General features: G+C 51.3%; 19 protein-coding genes and 1 pseudogene. 12 read left to right on the top strand and 8 right to left on the bottom strand.

Annotated features, from left to right (window positions below):
• The first annotated feature begins 21 nt into the window (after window positions 1-21).
• The 4 genes from RY075_RS12280 to RY075_RS12265 all read left to right on the top strand — a co-directional run bounded on the left by RY075_RS12280 (window position 22) and on the right by RY075_RS12265 (window position 2,713).
• A complete protein-coding gene (locus RY075_RS12280; protein WP_022651263.1) occupies window positions 22-336 on the top strand; it encodes a hypothetical protein in 315 nt (104 codons plus the stop codon).
• A complete protein-coding gene (locus RY075_RS12275; RefSeq protein WP_045629663.1) occupies window positions 337-1,008 on the top strand; it encodes a hypothetical protein in 672 nt (223 codons plus the stop codon).
• Between the two features lie 107 nt (window positions 1,009-1,115).
• The gene (locus RY075_RS12270; protein WP_017694300.1) at window positions 1,116-1,349 is read left to right on the top strand and encodes a hypothetical protein; all 234 of its coding nucleotides are present in this window, start codon (window positions 1,116-1,118) and stop codon (window positions 1,347-1,349) included.
• A 59-nt stretch (window positions 1,350-1,408) separates the two neighbouring features.
• Window positions 1,409-2,713 carry a phage tail protein gene (locus tag RY075_RS12265; RefSeq protein ID WP_338627751.1) on the top strand — a complete coding sequence of 435 codons (1,305 nt, stop codon included), beginning with the start codon at window positions 1,409-1,411 and terminating at the stop codon, window positions 2,711-2,713.
• On the opposite strand, the gene RY075_RS12260 is transcribed toward RY075_RS12265, so the two are convergent.
• Window positions 2,679-3,440: a hypothetical protein gene (locus tag RY075_RS12260; RefSeq protein WP_234047567.1), complete on the bottom strand. Its 762-nt coding sequence runs from the start codon at window positions 3,438-3,440 to the stop codon at window positions 2,679-2,681. The genes RY075_RS12265 and RY075_RS12260 overlap by 35 nt on opposite strands.
• A gap of 157 nt (window positions 3,441-3,597) precedes the next feature.
• Here RY075_RS12260 and RY075_RS12255 point away from each other — a divergent pair, with 157 nt between their 5' ends.
• From RY075_RS12255 to RY075_RS12240, 4 genes are all read left to right on the top strand, one after another.
• Complete coding sequence (locus tag RY075_RS12255) at window positions 3,598-4,155, top strand: recombinase family protein (protein ID WP_032628390.1); 558 nt, start codon at window positions 3,598-3,600, stop codon at window positions 4,153-4,155.
• A gap of 172 nt (window positions 4,156-4,327) precedes the next feature.
• Window positions 4,328-4,747: a translesion error-prone DNA polymerase V autoproteolytic subunit gene (locus tag RY075_RS12250; protein WP_023324708.1), complete on the top strand. Its 420-nt coding sequence runs from the start codon at window positions 4,328-4,330 to the stop codon at window positions 4,745-4,747.
• A gap of 2 nt (window positions 4,748-4,749) precedes the next feature.
• Window positions 4,750-6,018, top strand: coding sequence for a Y-family DNA polymerase (locus RY075_RS12245; RefSeq protein ID WP_032628257.1), 1,269 nt, complete (start codon window positions 4,750-4,752; stop codon window positions 6,016-6,018).
• Between the two features lie 123 nt (window positions 6,019-6,141).
• Entirely contained in the window at window positions 6,142-7,062 is a 921-nt protein-coding gene (locus RY075_RS12240) for a hypothetical protein (RefSeq protein WP_185792863.1), read from the top strand.
• Here RY075_RS12240 and RY075_RS12235 read toward each other — a convergent pair.
• Both RY075_RS12235 and RY075_RS12230 read right to left on the bottom strand, forming a co-directional pair.
• The gene (locus RY075_RS12235) at window positions 7,059-7,730 is read right to left on the bottom strand and encodes an SOS response-associated peptidase (RefSeq protein ID WP_023324705.1); all 672 of its coding nucleotides are present in this window, start codon (window positions 7,728-7,730) and stop codon (window positions 7,059-7,061) included. The two genes, RY075_RS12240 and RY075_RS12235, sit on opposite strands and share 4 nt — an antisense overlap.
• Window positions 7,731-8,054: 324 nt before the next feature.
• A pseudogene (locus tag RY075_RS12230) lies at window positions 8,055-8,252 on the bottom strand (tyrosine-type recombinase/integrase); the annotation flags it as partial.
• Window positions 8,253-8,322: 70 nt separating this feature from the next.
• On the opposite strand from RY075_RS12230, the gene RY075_RS12225 reads away from it, so the two are divergent.
• The 3 genes from RY075_RS12225 (at window position 8,323) to RY075_RS12215 (ending at window position 9,299) form a co-directional block, all read left to right on the top strand.
• Entirely contained in the window at window positions 8,323-8,454 is a 132-nt protein-coding gene (locus RY075_RS12225) for a hypothetical protein (protein WP_255301129.1), read from the top strand.
• A gap of 221 nt (window positions 8,455-8,675) precedes the next feature.
• Window positions 8,676-8,843, top strand: a complete 168-nt coding sequence (locus RY075_RS12220; protein ID WP_338627750.1) for a hypothetical protein — start codon at window positions 8,676-8,678, stop codon at window positions 8,841-8,843.
• Window positions 8,844-8,876: 33 nt separating this feature from the next.
• Entirely contained in the window at window positions 8,877-9,299 is a 423-nt protein-coding gene (locus RY075_RS12215) for a GFA family protein (protein ID WP_022651250.1), read from the top strand.
• 34 nt (window positions 9,300-9,333) lie between these two features.
• On the opposite strand, the gene RY075_RS12210 is transcribed toward RY075_RS12215, so the two are convergent.
• Together RY075_RS12210 and nifJ are read right to left on the bottom strand one after the other, a co-directional pair.
• Complete coding sequence (locus RY075_RS12210) at window positions 9,334-10,494, bottom strand: porin OmpS2 (RefSeq protein WP_003856933.1); 1,161 nt, start codon at window positions 10,492-10,494, stop codon at window positions 9,334-9,336.
• 387 nt (window positions 10,495-10,881) lie between these two features.
• Window positions 10,882-14,406 (bottom strand): pyruvate:ferredoxin (flavodoxin) oxidoreductase, encoded by a 3,525-nt coding sequence (gene nifJ, locus RY075_RS12205; RefSeq protein WP_058674700.1) that lies wholly within the window; start codon window positions 14,404-14,406, stop codon window positions 10,882-10,884.
• Between the two features lie 270 nt (window positions 14,407-14,676).
• Between nifJ and RY075_RS12200 the strand changes: the two genes are divergently transcribed.
• Window positions 14,677-14,943 carry a DUF333 domain-containing protein gene (locus tag RY075_RS12200; protein WP_338627749.1) on the top strand — a complete coding sequence of 89 codons (267 nt, stop codon included), beginning with the start codon at window positions 14,677-14,679 and terminating at the stop codon, window positions 14,941-14,943.
• A 1-nt stretch (window position 14,944) separates the two neighbouring features.
• Here RY075_RS12200 and hslJ read toward each other — a convergent pair whose 3' ends face one another.
• The 3 genes from hslJ to cydB all read right to left on the bottom strand — a co-directional run bounded on the left by hslJ (window position 14,945) and on the right by cydB (window position 16,643).
• The gene (gene hslJ / locus RY075_RS12195) at window positions 14,945-15,382 is read right to left on the bottom strand and encodes a heat shock protein HslJ (protein ID WP_023314216.1); all 438 of its coding nucleotides are present in this window, start codon (window positions 15,380-15,382) and stop codon (window positions 14,945-14,947) included.
• A gap of 122 nt (window positions 15,383-15,504) precedes the next feature.
• Window positions 15,505-15,633, bottom strand: coding sequence for a DUF2474 domain-containing protein (locus RY075_RS12190; protein WP_017693358.1), 129 nt, complete (start codon window positions 15,631-15,633; stop codon window positions 15,505-15,507).
• Window positions 15,633-16,643, bottom strand: a complete 1,011-nt coding sequence (gene cydB, locus RY075_RS12185) for a cytochrome d ubiquinol oxidase subunit II (protein WP_023314215.1) — start codon at window positions 16,641-16,643, stop codon at window positions 15,633-15,635. Before cydB ends, RY075_RS12190 begins: the two co-directional genes overlap by 1 nt.
• Between the last annotated feature and the right edge of the window lie 5 nt (window positions 16,644-16,648).

Below are 16,648 nucleotides of genomic sequence, written 5' to 3'. Positions count from 1 at the left end.
CTCTTTTTTCAGGAGGACTGGATGGCGGAATATGGTGTCCAGACATGGGACGCCTCAGGCAAGGTAAACAACTATGGCGTTAAGCCTGTCAGCGTTTGTGGCTATCTTCAGCTGGCCCAGAACCAGAAAACAGGCTCTTACTCCGTAGCGCTTCCACCGGGTTGCAGGCTTACCTATTTTCAGAGCATGAACGGTGATCAGTTTGGTACGAGTCGGAGGAAGATCACCATTTCAGGGGGAACCGCAACAGTGTCAGCAGCAGGCGATACCGACTACTCAGCAGGGACTGAGCCTGCGGCAGCGGCTTATCTCATTTTCCAGATCGAGAGGGCATAAATGGCGGAGTATGGCGTTTTACTGACGACAACGGGCGGGGAAGTATGGGTGACCGCGAACAGCTCGCCAATCGCTCTACAGGCGCGAAAGACAGCGGCACTTCAGGGAACATCGGGGTTCAATACCAAAGTGACGCACACATTCCCCGCAGGTCAGCCTGTTGTCGCCTTCGTTCATTGCACGGTTGAGGTCGAAATAACTCAGACGATAAGCGGGAACACCATCACGATTGATTTTCTCAGACCGAATGCAACCGGCACAGCGTACGTTTATTTTTTCTCTATTTTCCCGCAGACAAAGCCAGACTACGGGCTGGCTGTGTGGGATGCATCAGGGACGCTGATTTTAACAAACGAAACGCGCACGCTGAGCGATGTTGTCACCCTCGGTACCGCCGGGGTGGATGCCAGCTCAGGATACAACATCAATACAACTCTGGCGGGAAAGTGGGCCTGCATGCCTGCCATGCTGGGACTAATTACCGGGGTTGTATCGGCTGGCGGTCAACCGCAGCCCTACTCGGCCATATACAAGAGCATGGCAAAACTTGAGGGAAGCAATACGCGGATATTCGCCAGGCCGCAGACAACCCCCGGCGGTAACCTTCAGAACGTTACGTATTCGAATCTGAGGAACGTGATTATGGCCATCAACTGCGCCAACTATGATTGATCGTTTTGAACGATCAATTTCGAATAATTGATCTACCAAATCAATTATATCCCATTGATTCATATTGTTATTGTCTAGCTTCATGAATGCCCTGGGATATAACCACTATGAAAAATATGATTCTTTGCCTGGCGGTAGCGGTATTGCTCTCCGGATGCGCTGGCGTTATTGAGAAGCAGCAACCCGTATGCACCGGAACAGCCCTGGTCGGCGGACAGGAAAGCAGCGTCCAGATCTACGGAGTCCGTAAACAAAACAATCAGACACAGTACCGCGCCGGTTATCCCTTTAACTGGACCTGGGTGAGCGCCAACACATTCACCAGCACCACCTGCCAATAACTCATTCTGTCTCAAAACAAACCCCGCTCCGGCGGGGTTTTTTATTGCCTGGAGAAAATATGCTTTATAACACTGGCACCATCGCCATTAACAGAAACACCGCAACCGGCACCGGCACGAACTGGACGGCACTGGGCAGCCAGATTCGGATTGGCCAGACGTTGTTTGTTCTTTCTAACCCGGTACAGATGTTTCAGATCACGGCCATCAACAGTGCGACGTCACTGACGATTACACCCGCCGCGTCTCCGGCCCTCAGCGGCCAGAAGTACGGCATTCTTGTTACTGATAGTCTCTCGGTCGACGGCCTGGCGCAGAGCATGTCTCAGCTCATCAACGAGTATGACGAAAATATCGGCGCCTGGGAGACGTTCGCCACCACCTCAGCAAACCAGAGCATCACCGTGACCATCAACGGCGCTCGTGTAACTATTCCGGCGATCGGTAAACTGGTCCAGAAAGGGAGCAATGGGGCGGTTGGAGTTTCGGACGGCGGGACCGGGGCAACGAATGCCGCTGACGCACGCACAAACCTCGGTTTGGTAGACAGCAATGGTGTCATCCCATTAGAACTGGGAGGAACAGGTGCAAAGACTGCCAGTTCTGCACTCTCAAACCTTGGCGCGCTGGGCTTGAGCGGAGGTACATTAACGAATGCTCTGAATATCGCAGGTATCGCTGGCAACCCTTACGCTTTTACCGTTGAAGGACTTTCAACGGTGGGTAGTGTATGGGCTCATACGGTGATGGTTAACGGTACTCCTCGCTTCAGGGCAGGTGTTGCAGGCATTGGTGGTGCCGTCTCTTACCAAATCGCAGGAAGAAATAATGGCACCGATGCATTCTCAACAATGCTGTCTGTGAAGCCAGGCTCAGTTGTTTACACTTCTGAAAATACCACTAAATCCTCCGATGGCACGCTGAAAGCAGCTTCGCCGGTGGCCAGAATCGTGAAATCTCAGAACGAGAATCAGCGCACCGATATTGATGAAAATGATTTTATCTGGTGCGGCTGCGGTACTGCGAACACCGAAGCTGAAGGAATCAAAATTTCCCGGGTCGATGTTGGTGTTTATGTGCTGACAGGTTCGGCAGGCCTGGCGTCAGAGGGATGGCAGTTACTGCCGCCAATGGACCCTGTCGGCATGGGGGAACTGGGTGTAGTTGAGGCAGAGCAAACCGAAAACGGAGGACTGACTATCCGCCTGTTTAAGCGAAAATACCTGCTAGGCGATGACGGGGAGATCGTCAAAACGAAAGGGGAACCGATGGACGTGCCAGCGAACAGCTGGATCGATGTTCGCCTGGATATGCCTGATGATTCTGCCTTTAATCAGCGGATGAGTCAGGGACTTGAGCCATAGCCGCACGTTGATTCCAGATACTGTTTTGCGGCATCTCTACACGGACACTGACAAACTGATCGGCCGGAATGTCGGCCGCTTCGCCATCTGCGAGACCTTCCCGGGAGTTCCTCGCAAATATCGGTGCCGTCGAGTATTCCCGGTGGAATGTTTTCACGAGCACTGACCCGTCGGCATTTACCTCATAGTCAAGCCAGATCAGGGCCTGCCCGTTGCGATCTTTAGGAATATCAAAACCGCCATCAATCCCACCCCACGCCGCATCAGAGTTCATACCCATGCAGCCCTCGATCAGATACTCTCCGGCTTTCATACGAGTTACAGAACAGCCTTCTGATTCGTCATTAGTTTCAAACGAACCGTCTGCAAAAAGCTTAACTACTGGGGATGCAGCCTTGAGCGTTCCGTCACTGGCTTTCGTGGTGTTCTGCGTCGAATAAATGGTGTGCGTCGTGGAGAACCCTACGTTAGCATTGCCCTGAATTGTTCCATTACCCTGACGATATTTGAGGCCCTGAGAGGTGGACGCTAACTGCCACGACACATAGCCACCACCCGACGAATCATGCCAGCCACGGAGTGTTAACATGCCCGTGTAAGTATCAACTCCGCTGCCTCCACCCCATCCATTTCCTCCAAGCTGTATGCCAAAAGACATGCCGAGCGGATATTGTGAAATACCATCATAAGAGGCAAGGTTCCTGTAATCGCGATGAACCTGGGCCATAACAGCGGCTCCGTTGATGTACGACGACACCGGGGCAAACTGATTATCAACGTCTCTTGTAGCGCTATTTCCCAAACCGACGTTTTATAGATTACCCTGCGGCATCCATGCCGATAACTTCACCTGATTTTTTTGCAGAAAATATTGGGTGAAAAATATGCATATTGGCTACGTTAGGGTGTCAACAAATGACCAAAACACAGATCTCCAGCGACAAGCTCTCGAACGAGCAGGATGTGAACAGGTTTTTGAGGAAAAAATGAGCGGGGCGGTAGCGAACCGGCCAGCGCTTAAAAAGCTTCTGCGAACGCTGAACGAGGGCGATACGCTGGTAGTGTGGAAGCTGGATCGCCTCGGGCGAAGCATGCGGAACCTGGTACTGCTGGTCGACGAACTCCGGCAGCGCGGCATCCACTTCAAAAGCCTTACGGACAGCATCGACACTTCCAGCCCAATGGGGCGTTTCATATTCCACATCATGTCGGCCCTGGCCGAAATGGAGAGGGAGTTAATCGTGGAACGCACCCGGGCAGGATTGGCGGCAGCCCGGGAGAAGGGACGCATAGGTGGCAGGCGTCCGAAGTTAACCCCAGAGCAATGGGCGCAGGCTGGCAGGTTGATTTCAAACGGCGTGGACAGAAAGCAGGTGGCGATTATTTACGACGTAGCGGTGTGCACGCTGTATAAAAAATTCCCTGCATCCAAACCGGCTTAAATTTGTGCATCTAGGATTCAAGTCGGAAAATTTACAAAAATAATAATTCGAAGCCTGATAGAAACTTAGAAACGAAGCGGTGAAGCTTTAAACAGTCGCTACGACTAAGGTGTATTGCGCGCTGACAGAAACGAAACTACTGTATATATAAACAGTATTTGAGGTATGCGTAATGGAGTTTATCAGGCCTACTGAACTGCGAGAAATTATCGCAATCCCACTATACAGCGATTTGGTGCAATGTGGTTTTCCCAGCCCCGCAGCTGATTATGTAGAGCAGCGTATTGATCTTAATGAGTTGCTTGTTTCCCATCCCAGCTCAACGTATTTCGTTAAAGCCGCAGGGGATTCGATGATAGAAGCGGGGATCAGCGACGGTGATCTGCTGGTGGTTGATAGCTCACGGACTGCTGAACACGGAGACATTGTCATTGCGGCTGTGGATGGGGAATTTACTGTTAAACGTCTTCAACTGCGTCCAACTGTTCAGCTCAATCCGATGAACAGCGCATACTCACCGATCATCGTCGGTAGCGAAGATACGCTGGACGTTTTCGGCGTCGTGACTTTCATCGTTAAATCTGCGAGCTGAATATGTTTGCGCTCTGTGATGTGAATTCGTTCTACGCATCATGCGAGACTGTATTCAGGCCGGACCTGAGAGGGCGGCCTGTTGTTGTTCTCTCAAATAACGATGGCTGTGTAATCGCACGCAGCGCAGAAGCAAAAGCGGCAGGAATCACCATGGGGGAGCCATTTTTCAAGCAAAAAGAGCTTTTCCGGCGCGCGGGCGTTGTTTGCTTCAGCAGCAACTATGAGCTGTATGCTGATATGTCGAACCGGGTAATGACAACACTGGAGGAAATGAGCCCTCGCGTCGAAATTTACAGCATCGACGAAGCTTTTTGCGACCTGACTGGTGTTCGCAACTGCCGGGACCTGACGGAGTTCGGCAAAGAGATCCGTGCTACGGTTCAGAAGCGTACTCACCTCACCGTTGGCGTTGGCATTGCTCAGACAAAAACTCTCGCTAAACTCGCCAACCACGCCGCAAAGAAATGGCAGCGGCAGACGGGCGGTGTAGTGGACCTGTCAAATATCGATCGCCAGCGCCGACTCCTTGCCCTGGTACCCATTGAGGACGTATGGGGCGTCGGCAGGCGTATTAGTAAGAAGCTGAACGCCATGGGTATCAAAACTGCGCTGGACCTTTCGGAGCAGAGCACGTGGATAATCAGAAAGCACTTTAACGTTGTACTCGAGCGGACTGTCCGGGAGCTGCGCGGCGAGCCTTGTCTCGATCTTGAAGAGTTTGCACCGGCAAAGCAGGAAATCGTCTGTAGTCGGTCATTCGGCGAACGCGTTACTGAGTATGAACAGATGCGCCAGGCTATCTGTAGCTATGCCGCCCGTGGTGCTGAAAAACTTCGGGGGGAACATCAGTACTGCCGCTTTATCTCTACGTTCGTGAAGACTTCACCCTTTGCCCTGAATGAGACATATTACGGCAACAGTGCGTCAATGAAGCTTCTCACCCCTACTCAGGACTCACGCGACATTATCAACGCCGCGGTAAAGTGCCTGGACAAAATCTGGAAGGATGGTCACCGGTACCAGAAAGCAGGCATTATGCTGGGTGACTTTTTCAGCCAGGGCGTGGCGCAGTTAAACCTTTTTGATGAGAACGCGCCGCGGGCTGGTAGCGAAAGTTTGATGGAAGTGCTCGATCACCTGAACGCGAAAGACGGAAAGGGAACCCTCTTCTTTGCCGGGCAGGGTATGCAGCAGCAGTGGCAGATGAAACGTCAAATGTTGTCGCCTCGGTATACTACCAGATTCGATGATTTGCTTAGGGTGAAATAATTCCATAATATGCTGGAATGTATACAGATAAGTTTAGCTTTTGTTAGTGAGCTTAACATCTAGAAATACCATGAATAGGTTTAGTTGACTTAATTTTTTTGGGTGGGTGCTGAATGCAGTTTCATGTGGATTTTTGATAAATTAATGGGGGGGGGTATGAGTGGTCGAGTTAATGGTAAAAGCATTAGCAATAGTTTTACCAAAAGGTTCTTTGTGTGCTTAATTAAAATTGCATTATTTTTATCAGGGGTTTTTACAGTTTTACTAATTCCATTTGGTGCTTTTTTTATTTTTGTTGTGTTGTTTTTGAAGATGCGGTTATCTCAAAAGGCAACTCACTTATACCACTTCTCGAATGGAGAGGATAATTTTAGCAATATACTAAAGTCTAGATGTCTTATGTCATTAACAGGCGGTAGATGTTATGCTACATCTCGGTTCAATCCTAATCTGGGTGTTAGTACCGTAGGGGATAAAAATCAAAAATTCTTTATAGTTTTTAGAGGCGAGGCAGTCTCTTTTTTCAAACCCATTGTCAGCAATTGCAGAGATTACTTCCATATATGGAAGTGGTGGAAAAGCTTTCGTTGCGAATGGGTGAGTCGTAATTTAATAGATATAGGGCTCCCAAACTCACTTACAATTCATACAAGAATAAAAGTATCTAAAGGATTTTTCACCAGAAAGAAAAGAATTGTTTACTACAATTTTGTGGTTGTCGATTCTTTGGAATGGTTAACTGAGAAGAATTACATTCTGTCTCTACAGAAAAGAGTTTTTTGGTTTTTTGAGTGGGTGCTTTCCTTTTTTATTTGGTTTGCTGCGGCAACGTTAAATTATATTTTCTATTGCTTGGTAAATAAAAAAGAACTAAGTGCGCCAATGAATGACTTGATTCTTACTATAAAAAACAATTGTTGCATAAGTGTGACTGTGGTCTTCTTTATTGCAATAATAGGTTGTATTTCTCACAGCAAACTCAAGGCATTGGCAATAAATACAAGGAAAAATATTCAGCATGAAAAGTATAAAATCAAAGATTAGTTTATCGCTCTGATTGCATTTGAATTGTTGTATCGTACATTACCCACAGCATGCGACACTGCATGCCAGATAAACATGTCGGCGGACACTGTCCCGTCGGCAACTATTCCTTCAGCTTCGTTCCCTCCTACACCAGGACGCATCCATTCTCGTGCTGCTTCCGGTGACAGAACCAGTGGCCGTCGGTCGTGAATATCGACCAGTCCTTTGTCAGCTGCAGACGTCACAATCAGAAAACCTTCTGCTTCATCACCACGCTCAAATGGCGTACTGCCGATCGCTGCCATGAAAATGGGCTGACCATCTGCCCGGTGAATAAAGTAGGGCTGTTTCTTGTCGCCTTCCTTCTTCCATTCGAACCATCCGTCGGCGAAGCATATCGCCCGGCCATGCTGCCAGAGAGGTTTAAACATTCTGCTGGTGGCCGCCGTCTCGATGCGAGCGTTAATCAGTGGCGGCTTATCCCACCACCCGGGCGCATATGACCACAGGACAGGATCGAGGTGCAACTGTTCGTCTCGTTCGCTCAGCAACAGAACTTTGGTACCGGGCGCGACGTTGTATCGGCCAATGGGTTCCGGGTCGTATGCGATGTCGCGAACGGCTTCATGAGCCAGGTAAGCCAGATATTCTTCACGGGTTTGTGCTTGTGCAAAACGTCCACACATAGAAACCTCCAGTCAGTCAGACTGAAAGTATATGGCAGGGAGAAAAAGGAGGGCACACTGGCTAAAGTTAGGGGCAAATTTAGGGGCAAAACTGAGGAATAGGGGCAAAAAAAGGGCATTAAAAATGTATTACTGGGTAGCTTTAGGGAGAAACTGCTATGCTTTAACTAATTGAATAAATTGACAAAACGAAAGCAATCAATGAGTTAATAAAATCAGCGTAGCTTATTCAGGTTGTACTGTTCTTTCTTGTTAATCTCTTGATTTTCTTGCATCTATTCGTTACTCAGATCTCAAATGGGGCACAGGGTGAGGAAAACGATTTCAAAGCGTCAGCTTCGTGTTCATCTCTTCTATCCATGTAGCATAGATTTCATACACCATCTGCGCATTTACGTGCCCCATCTGGTTAGCGATAAAAGACGGGTTTGCGGCTACCGGTAAAAACCAGCATGCGAAAGTGTGTCGTGTATGGTACGGATTGCAGCGCCGAATGCCAGCACGATTTACAAATGAGCCCCACAGGAGAAGTTTGGTTAAGACTGAAGGGTTGTCTACACTTACAGCTTACGCAGTAAAAACGGAGGTGAAAATGACTGACCGTCCCGTTCATGGTGACCATCCTGATTATAATCCCAGCCCGGATAACCCGGAAAAGGATGGAAGAAAACCGAAAGATGATCCTGGCTCAGCGCCTGAATCAGGCGATAAAGATCCAGAGTAATGACCAACCGCCTTTACGAAGGCGGTTTTAACACCCATTACGGCCTCTCTACGCGCACCGCTATTCACGTTATCCTCATCAACGTCGTCTGATAACCGCTCAGAATCCATCCCTTTTTTGCCGGATGAACGGGTGAGATAAAGCACGGATCTCATTCCCGCGTACCAGCGCGTTTTACAGTTATCCTGCTACGCTTTTGAGGGGGACAAGGGAGCGCTTCTATGAAAAATAAAGACGAGCAGACAGGATTAGTTGGGCTGGCGATTGGTGCCGCCGTTATCGGGCTGGTTTCATCCCAGAAGATCATCAACCGTGAAAGTATTGTCGATGAACTGGTAAGGCTCGGCAGGCAGAAGGGGGATGGTGTCGAAGATGAGGTCTTTTTATAAGCGGCTGAGTTAGTGAGAAAAGGGGTATAAGCGATGGCTGACATTCGTCATGCACAGTGTCATTGTGGGGCGGTGAAATTTACGGTTGAGCTGACGGACGGCCTGAATACCGCACGTCGATGTAGCTGCTCGTTTTGCAGGATGCGTGGGGCGGTCGTGGTTTCAGCGCCTTTGACGGGCATTAAGGTGACGCAGGGCGCGGACACGCTCACAGAGTACCGTTTCAACACCGGCACGGCGCGCCATTTCTTCTGTTCGATTTGCGGTATTTACACGTTCCACCAACGACGTTCCAATCCCAATGAATATGGTGTGAATGTCGCCTGTCTGGAAAATGTCACGCCATTCGACTTCCCGGAAGTGGCGGTAATGGATGGAGTAAATCACCCTATGGATGGCGACAGCGGGGTATTTGGCTATCTCTCTTTCCGTAAAGAACAGACGAAACAGCGATGAAAACTAGCCCGCAGATCGCTGCGGGCTAACGGGATTAGAACTGGTAAACCAGACCTAACGCTACAATGTCATCCGTACCGATGCCATTGTTTTTGTAGAATGAATCATCTTCATCCAGCAGGTTGATTTTGTAATCAACATAGGTGGACATGTTTTTGTTGAAATAATAGGTAGCACCGACGTCAGCATATTTTACCAGGTCTTTATCGTCCTGGCCATTGCCCAGGTCTTTACCTTTAGACTGTAAATAGGAAATGGCCGGACGCAGACCGAAATCGAACTGATATTGTGCGGTGACTTCGAAGTTCTGGGTTTTGTTTGCAATACCGCCGCCATCTTGGCTATCGGTTGAACCATAAGGGGTCATATTGCGGGTTTCGGAATACATTGCCGCCAGGTAAATATTGTTAGCGTCATATTTCAGGCCGGCAGTCCATGCATCCGCCTTATCGCCTCCTGCATACTGAGATGCTGCGCCAGTGCCAGCACTAACCTGATCGTTGGTACGGTCAGATGACGCATATGCCGCGCCCGCGCTGAAGCCCATGCCAAAGTCATAGGTGGTGGAGATACCGAAGCCATCACCGTTTTGATTACGAATGTTGTTATCTGAACGGTTATTAGTGCCTTCCTGAGAGCAGCCATACTCGTCACAGTTGCTGCCTTCATTATTACCCTGATACTGCACCGCGAAGTTCAGACCCTGCACCAGACCAAAGAAGTCGGTGTTACGGTAGGTCGCCACGCCGTTTGCACGACCGGTCATAAAGTTATCGGCATAAGTATAAGAGTCGCCACCAAATTCTGGCAGCATATCGGTCCAGCCTTCAACGTCGTACAGGACGCCATAGTTGCGGCCGTAATCGAAGGAGCCGTAATCGCCCACTTTCACGCCCGCGAAGGCCAGACGCGTCCAGGACTGATTGTCAGAACCTTCGGTGTTGTTTGCCTGAATGTTATATTCCCATTGGGCGAAGCCGGTCATCATGTCGTTGATTTGGGTTTCACCTTTAAAACCCAGACGCATATAGGTTTGATCGCCATCTTTAGACGCGTCGTCAGAGAAATAATGCAGACCATCTACTTTGCCATACAGATCCAGTTTATTGCCGTCTTTATTATAAATTTCAGCTGCGTGAGCGGCTCCAGCCATTAACAAAGCGGGGATCATCAGTGCCAGTACTTTTCTTTGCATTTTGATTATTCCTTTGCAGTTATTTTTTTATTGCTTAGTGAACTTTCCGGGCAGGAAAGGTGTCCCATGCTAAATCACTCTGGCGGCGGATGAATAAAATATAATTGTTACGGGTTAAGTAAAATCTAAACTAAATGATGCGGTTGAAATAATGATAAACGTCATGAATGAATTATTATAATCAATACAAAATAAAAATTATTAATTACGCGAAAAACAAGATAATCTCCACGCCGTTATATGCCTTTAAGATTATTTCATCCATAATTCACGTGAATATTGTTCAGAACATTGAGGCAATTTTCACCGATCTTCTGGATTCGCCCGGTGCACGTGCATCGGGCTTTTTTATAGCAAAAAAATGCCCGGACAAGCCGGGCATACAGGTTATTCACTAGTCGATTTTTCGGCTTTTCCTGCCAGTTGCGCCAGAAAGTCATAACGCTTCTGAAGATCCGCTGCCGCATCCTTCCATAGCTGCTCTGCTACTTCAGGCTGCTGGGCGTTCAGCCTGCGGAAACGCTGCTCCTGAAGTAAGGTTTCGGCAAGGGCGTCTGACGGCGGACGCGAATCCAGCGCCAGCGGCAATTTCCCTTCATCGGCACGGCGCGGATCAAAGCGGTACAGTGGCCAGAAGCCGGTTGCGGTGAGCTGACGCATCTGGTCGTGGCTGAGTGCCAGATCGTAGCCATGCTCCTCACACGGACTGTAGGCGATGATCAGCGACGGGCCTGGATACGCTTCCGCCTCCTGAATGGCTTTCACCGTCTGGTTGAGCTGCGCCCCAAGCGAAATTTGCGCGACGTAGACGTGCCCATACATCATCATGCTGACGCCCAAATCTTTACGCGCCTTGCGCTTGCCGTGCTCACCAAATTTCGTGACCGCCCCCAATGGCGTTGCTTTCGAGGCCTGTCCGCCGGTGTTGGAATAACACTGAGTATCGAGCACCAGAATATTGACGTTTTCGGTCAGGCTCAGGACATGATCAAGACCACCGAAACCAATATCGTAGGCCCACCCGTCGCCGCCGATCAGCCAGATAGATTTTTCAACCAACGCGTCAGCATCAGTCAGGAGTTGTTCAGCCCCTTCAACACCCTGAAGCGCGTGGCGCAGTTCAGCAACCTGCGCGCGACGAACGTCAGGTGTGGCCTCCGCATGCAGGGCATCATTCAGTTCTGCCGGGATCTTATCGGCAAACTGTGCCAGCAGACGCATTATGCGGGCGCGGTGCTGATCGACCGTCAGACGGAATCCCAGACCAAATTCTGCGTTGTCCTCGAAAAGCGAGTTTGCCCACGCCGGGCCGCGACCGTTTGCGTCGGTAGTGTACGGCGTGGACGGCAGGTTACCTCCGTAGATCGACGAGCAGCCCGTCGCGTTGGCAATCAGCATCCGGTCGCCGTAAAGCTGGGTAAGCAGTTTGATATACGGTGTTTCGCCGCAGCCGGAGCACGCCCCGGAGTACTCGAAGAGCGGGGTGATGAGCTGCGAGGTACGAATGTCAATGCGTTCCAGCTTGTTGCGATCGATTTCGGGCAGGTCGAGGAAGAAATCATAATTCACTTTCTCTTCTTCAACATGTTCAAGACGCGACATCATATTGATGGCTTTGATTGACGGGTCCTGACGATCTTTCGCCGGGCACACCTCGACGCACAGGTTACAGCCGGTACAGTCTTCCGGCGCCACCTGAAGAACATATTTCTGACCACGCATATCGCGGGATTTTACATCCAGCGAGTGCAAACTTTCCGGTGCGCCATCTAACGCTTCTGGTGACACCACTTTGGCGCGAATAGCCGAGTGCGGGCAGGCCGCCACGCAGTGGTTGCACTGGGTGCACAGCTCTTCTTTCCAGATAGGGATCGCTTCGGCAATGTTGCGTTTTTCCCAGCGGGTCGTGCCCATCGGCCAGGTGCCGTCAGGCGGAAGCGCAGAGACGGGAAGGGTGTCTCCCAGTCCGGCAAGCATCGCCGCCGTGACGGTTTTGACGAAATCCGGGGCGGCGTCAGACACCACTGGCGGCCGGTTCGGACTGCTGGCATTGACCGGCTGCAACGGCACCGCGAACAGCGATTCGCGGGCCAGCGCCAGCGCCTGCCAGTTGCGCTCAACCAGTTCCTGACCTTTGCTGCTGTAGCTTTTGGCGATCGCCCCCTGGAGTTCCATCAGCGCGCTGTCGCCCGGCAGAATATTGGTCAGGTGGAAGAACGCCATCTGCATAACCGTATTGATGCGCGCCGCCAGGCCGCATTCGCGGGCGATCTTCGCGGCGTTAATGACATACAGGCGCGCCTGTTTCTGGTTAAGCACTGCCTGCACTTCCTGGGGCAGGCGTGCCCAGACCTCGTCGGCGCTGTAAGGGGTGTTGATCAGGAAAATACCGCCAGGCTTCAGGCGCTCGGCCATCTGATATTTATCAATGAACTGGAGCTGGTGACAGCCAACAAAATCCGCCTGAGAAATCAGGTATGCCGAGCGGATCGGGTGTTCGCTGACGCGCAGGTGGGAGACGGTCAGTCCGCCCGCTTTTTTGGAGTCGTAAACGAAATATCCTTGCGCATACCACGGCGTAGAGTTGCCGATAATTTTGATGTTGTTCTTGGTCGCCGAGACGCTGCCGTCGCTGCCCAGACCGTAGAACAGCGCTTCCAGTTTCGCATTCGAGGGCAGGGTGTTTTCCGGCAAAGGGAGAGAAAGGTTAGTCACGTCATCATAAATGCCGACCGTAAAGCGCGGCTTCGGTTTTGCCTCGCGCAGTTCAGCAAATACCGCAAGGACGCACTCCGGCCCGAACTCTTTTGAAGACAATCCATAACGCCCGCCAATGACGCGCGGCAGCGTTTCGCGCTCACCGCGGTTAAACGCCTCAGCCAGTGCGGTCATCACATCCAGATAAAGTGGCTCAGCCTGTGCGCCAGGTTCTTTGGTGCGGTCCAGTACTGCCACGGCACGCGCGCTGTCCGGCAGGGCTGCGAGCAGGTGTTTCGCTGAGAAGGGACGGTAGAGGCGAACTTTGAGCACGCCAACTTTTTCACCACGCGTCAGCAGCTCATCGACCACCTCTTCGCAGGTGCCGATGGCAGAGCCCATCAGGACGATCACGCGCTCGGCCTGCGGATGACCATAATATTCAAACGGCTTATATTCGCGGCCCGTCGCAGCGGCAAAATCGTCCATCGCCTGTTCAACGTGCTCATACACCGCGTTGTACCATGGGTTTGTCGCCTCGCGGGACTGGAAATAGGTATCCGGGTTCGCAGAGGTACCCCGGATCACCGGATGTTCCGGATTGAGGGCGCGAGCGCGATGCGCATCGATGTCAGCCTGCGGCAGCAGATTCAGAATGGTGTCGTCCGGCAGTGGAACGATTTTATTGATCTCGTGGGACGTGCGAAAACCATCGAAGAAATGAATAAATGGCACTCGGCTTTTCAGCGTAGCGATATGCGATATCAGCGCGAAGTCCTGTGCTTCCTGTACGCTGCTGGCGCAGAGCATAGCGCAGCCGGTCTGACGCACGGCCATCACGTCTGAGTGGTCGCCAAAAATAGAGAGAGCGTGAGTGGCTACGGTGCGTGCGGCAACGTGCAACACAAACGGCGTTAATTGCCCTGCCAGCTTGTAAAGCGTGGGGATCATCAACAGCAGCCCCTGAGACGACGTAAACGAGGTCGACAGGGCACCGGTCTGCAACGCACCATGTACGGTGGCAATGGCCCCGGCTTCGGACTGCATCTCAACAACCCGCGGGACATCGCCCCAGACGTTTTTTATCCCATTACCAGCCCAGGCGTCAGCCTGTTCAGCCATCGTGGAGCTGGGAGTGATGGGGTAGATGGCGATCACTTCGCTGGTACGAAACGCAACAGACGCGACTGCACCATTGCCGTCAATAGTTTGCATAGGACAACACCCTTACATTGCGCAAAAAGAGGGGTCTGTAAAACGACGACAGACCCTGAATATTATCTGTGTATTTTAGCAAAGCTCAGGTTTTACGATTTTCGCTTTTGTGTCCTTGGTATGCGCTGTATCAATGACTCGAAGGCTATTCGCGTTAAAAAATTGCGAGAAATTGTTACCAGGGCGCATAAATACGCACATCCGCTCTCGACGATGCGGCGCGTGATGCCTATTATGCATAGGTTTCGCGTTAATTATGGGGAGGAAGGTATGCGTTCAGCATTTTGGGTCGGATGTGCCGCGTTACTGTTGTCGGCATGCAGCAATGAACCTGTACAGCAGGCGACAGCGGCACACGTTACGCAGGGTATGCGAGCGGCTATGTCCAGTTCAGGTCAGGCCAACTGCGCAATGATCGGCGGTTCACTCTCCGTTGCCCGTCAGCTCGACGGCTCAGCCATCGGCATGTGCGCGTTGCCAAATGGCAAACGCTGTAGTGAGCAGTCGCTTGCCGTTGGTTCGTGCGGAAGCTACTGAGTTATTCAACTCGCTTAAACATCAATGTCTTATTGGCTGTCGCCAGCGTTAACTGGTCTTCGGTCAGGTCTACCTGTGCGCCTGTGCGTAGCATATCGGCGATGGTCTGATCCAGTTCATTTAGCTGCGGCTCGGTGCAGAGTTTCCGCGTCATTGCCAGCGTTTTGACCGTCAACTCTCCTTCGGACAGTTTACCCTGGCCGTTGAAGCCGTTGCACATTGTGCCGGAGACGACAATGTTGTTGATCAGGCTGATATTGGGTTGCGCACTGAAGCGAATTTCAGGCTGCGTTTTCCCGCCTTTGACTGCTTTGCCATCCACATTTTCAAGAACGAAACGGTGATTCTCTAACTGATCGGTCTGAACGGAGGCTTTACCAGGATTAACGCATCCAGCCAGTACAAGGCTGATTAAACTTACTGCCGCGAGCTTTTTCATTTTCTACTCAAACTATCAATGCTGTAAATATTTTTTCAGTGTAACCATACCCTCCTGAGTGTTAATGGGGTTTATCTGAAAGTGCGGGAAGGGACCGGGCGGCGGCGCGCCCGGTCAGCGAGTTAGTGCGATTTAAATCCAGCTGCGGCCATCAGCATTTTAAAAAGCATACTTACGCAGGCCAGCGCCAGGACGCTGCCGCCCCAGATGATGGCAAGCCACATCAAACGTTTCCATACAGGTTGTTGCATCAGTGATAACCCTCCCCATGCTGTACTTTTCCGCGAAAAACGTAATAACTCCAGAAGGTGTAGACCAGAATCACGGGAATGATCAACAGTGCACCCACTAACATAAAGCCCTGGCTTTGGGCCGGCGCAGCGGCCTGCCAGAGGGTAATGTCCGGCGGGATGATATGCGGCCAGATGCTGATCCCAAGCCCGCTAAAGCCAAGAAAAACCAGCCCTAACGTCATGATAAACGGCAGGGTATGGCTCGCAGGATCGTGCAGGCAGCGCCACTGGCACAGACTCAGGATCGCAACCAGCGCAGGAACAGGCAGCAGATAAAACAGATTCGGCAGAGTAAACCAGCGCGCAGCAATGGCTGGTTGGGCGAGAGGGGTCCAGATACTGATTATCGCAATGAATACCAGAAGCAGGGGCAGAAGCACTTTCGATAGCTGACGCATCCGCTTTTGCAGGGCATTTTCGCTTTTCATTACCAGCCACGTTGATCCTAACAGCGCGTAAGCCACCACAAGACCCGCTCCGCAGAAAAAATTGAACGCGGTAAACCAGTCAAACGGACCACCGCTGTAAGCTCGACCGGTGACGCTGAACCCCTGGATGACCGCACCGACGGTGATGCCCTGGCTGAAGGTCGCCACAATTGACCCGCCAATAAAGGCCTTATCCCAGAACGGGCGGTGCGCCGGAGTGGCCTTGAAGCGAAATTCGAAGGCGACCCCACGAAATATAAGCCCGATCAGCATGATTGTCAGTGGAATGGTTAGCGCGTCGATGATAACCGCATAGGCGAGAGGAAAGGCGCCAAACAGGGCCGCACCGCCAAGCACCAGCCAGGTTTCGTTGCCATCCCAGACGGGAGCCACGCTGTTGACCATCACGTCGCGGTCGTCCGCATTCGGCGTTGCCGGAAACAGGATGCCTATCCCCAGATCAAAACCGTCCATCACGATATACATCAACGTGGCGAAAACGATAATCACGAACCAGATAATGGAAAGATCAATACCCATTACGG

The organism is Enterobacter sp. JJBC, from assembly GCF_036936505.1.
GTDB classification, from domain to species: Bacteria; Pseudomonadota; Gammaproteobacteria; order Enterobacterales; family Enterobacteriaceae; genus Enterobacter; species Enterobacter hormaechei_C.
This window is presented reverse-complemented; position numbering and strand designations above follow the sequence as displayed.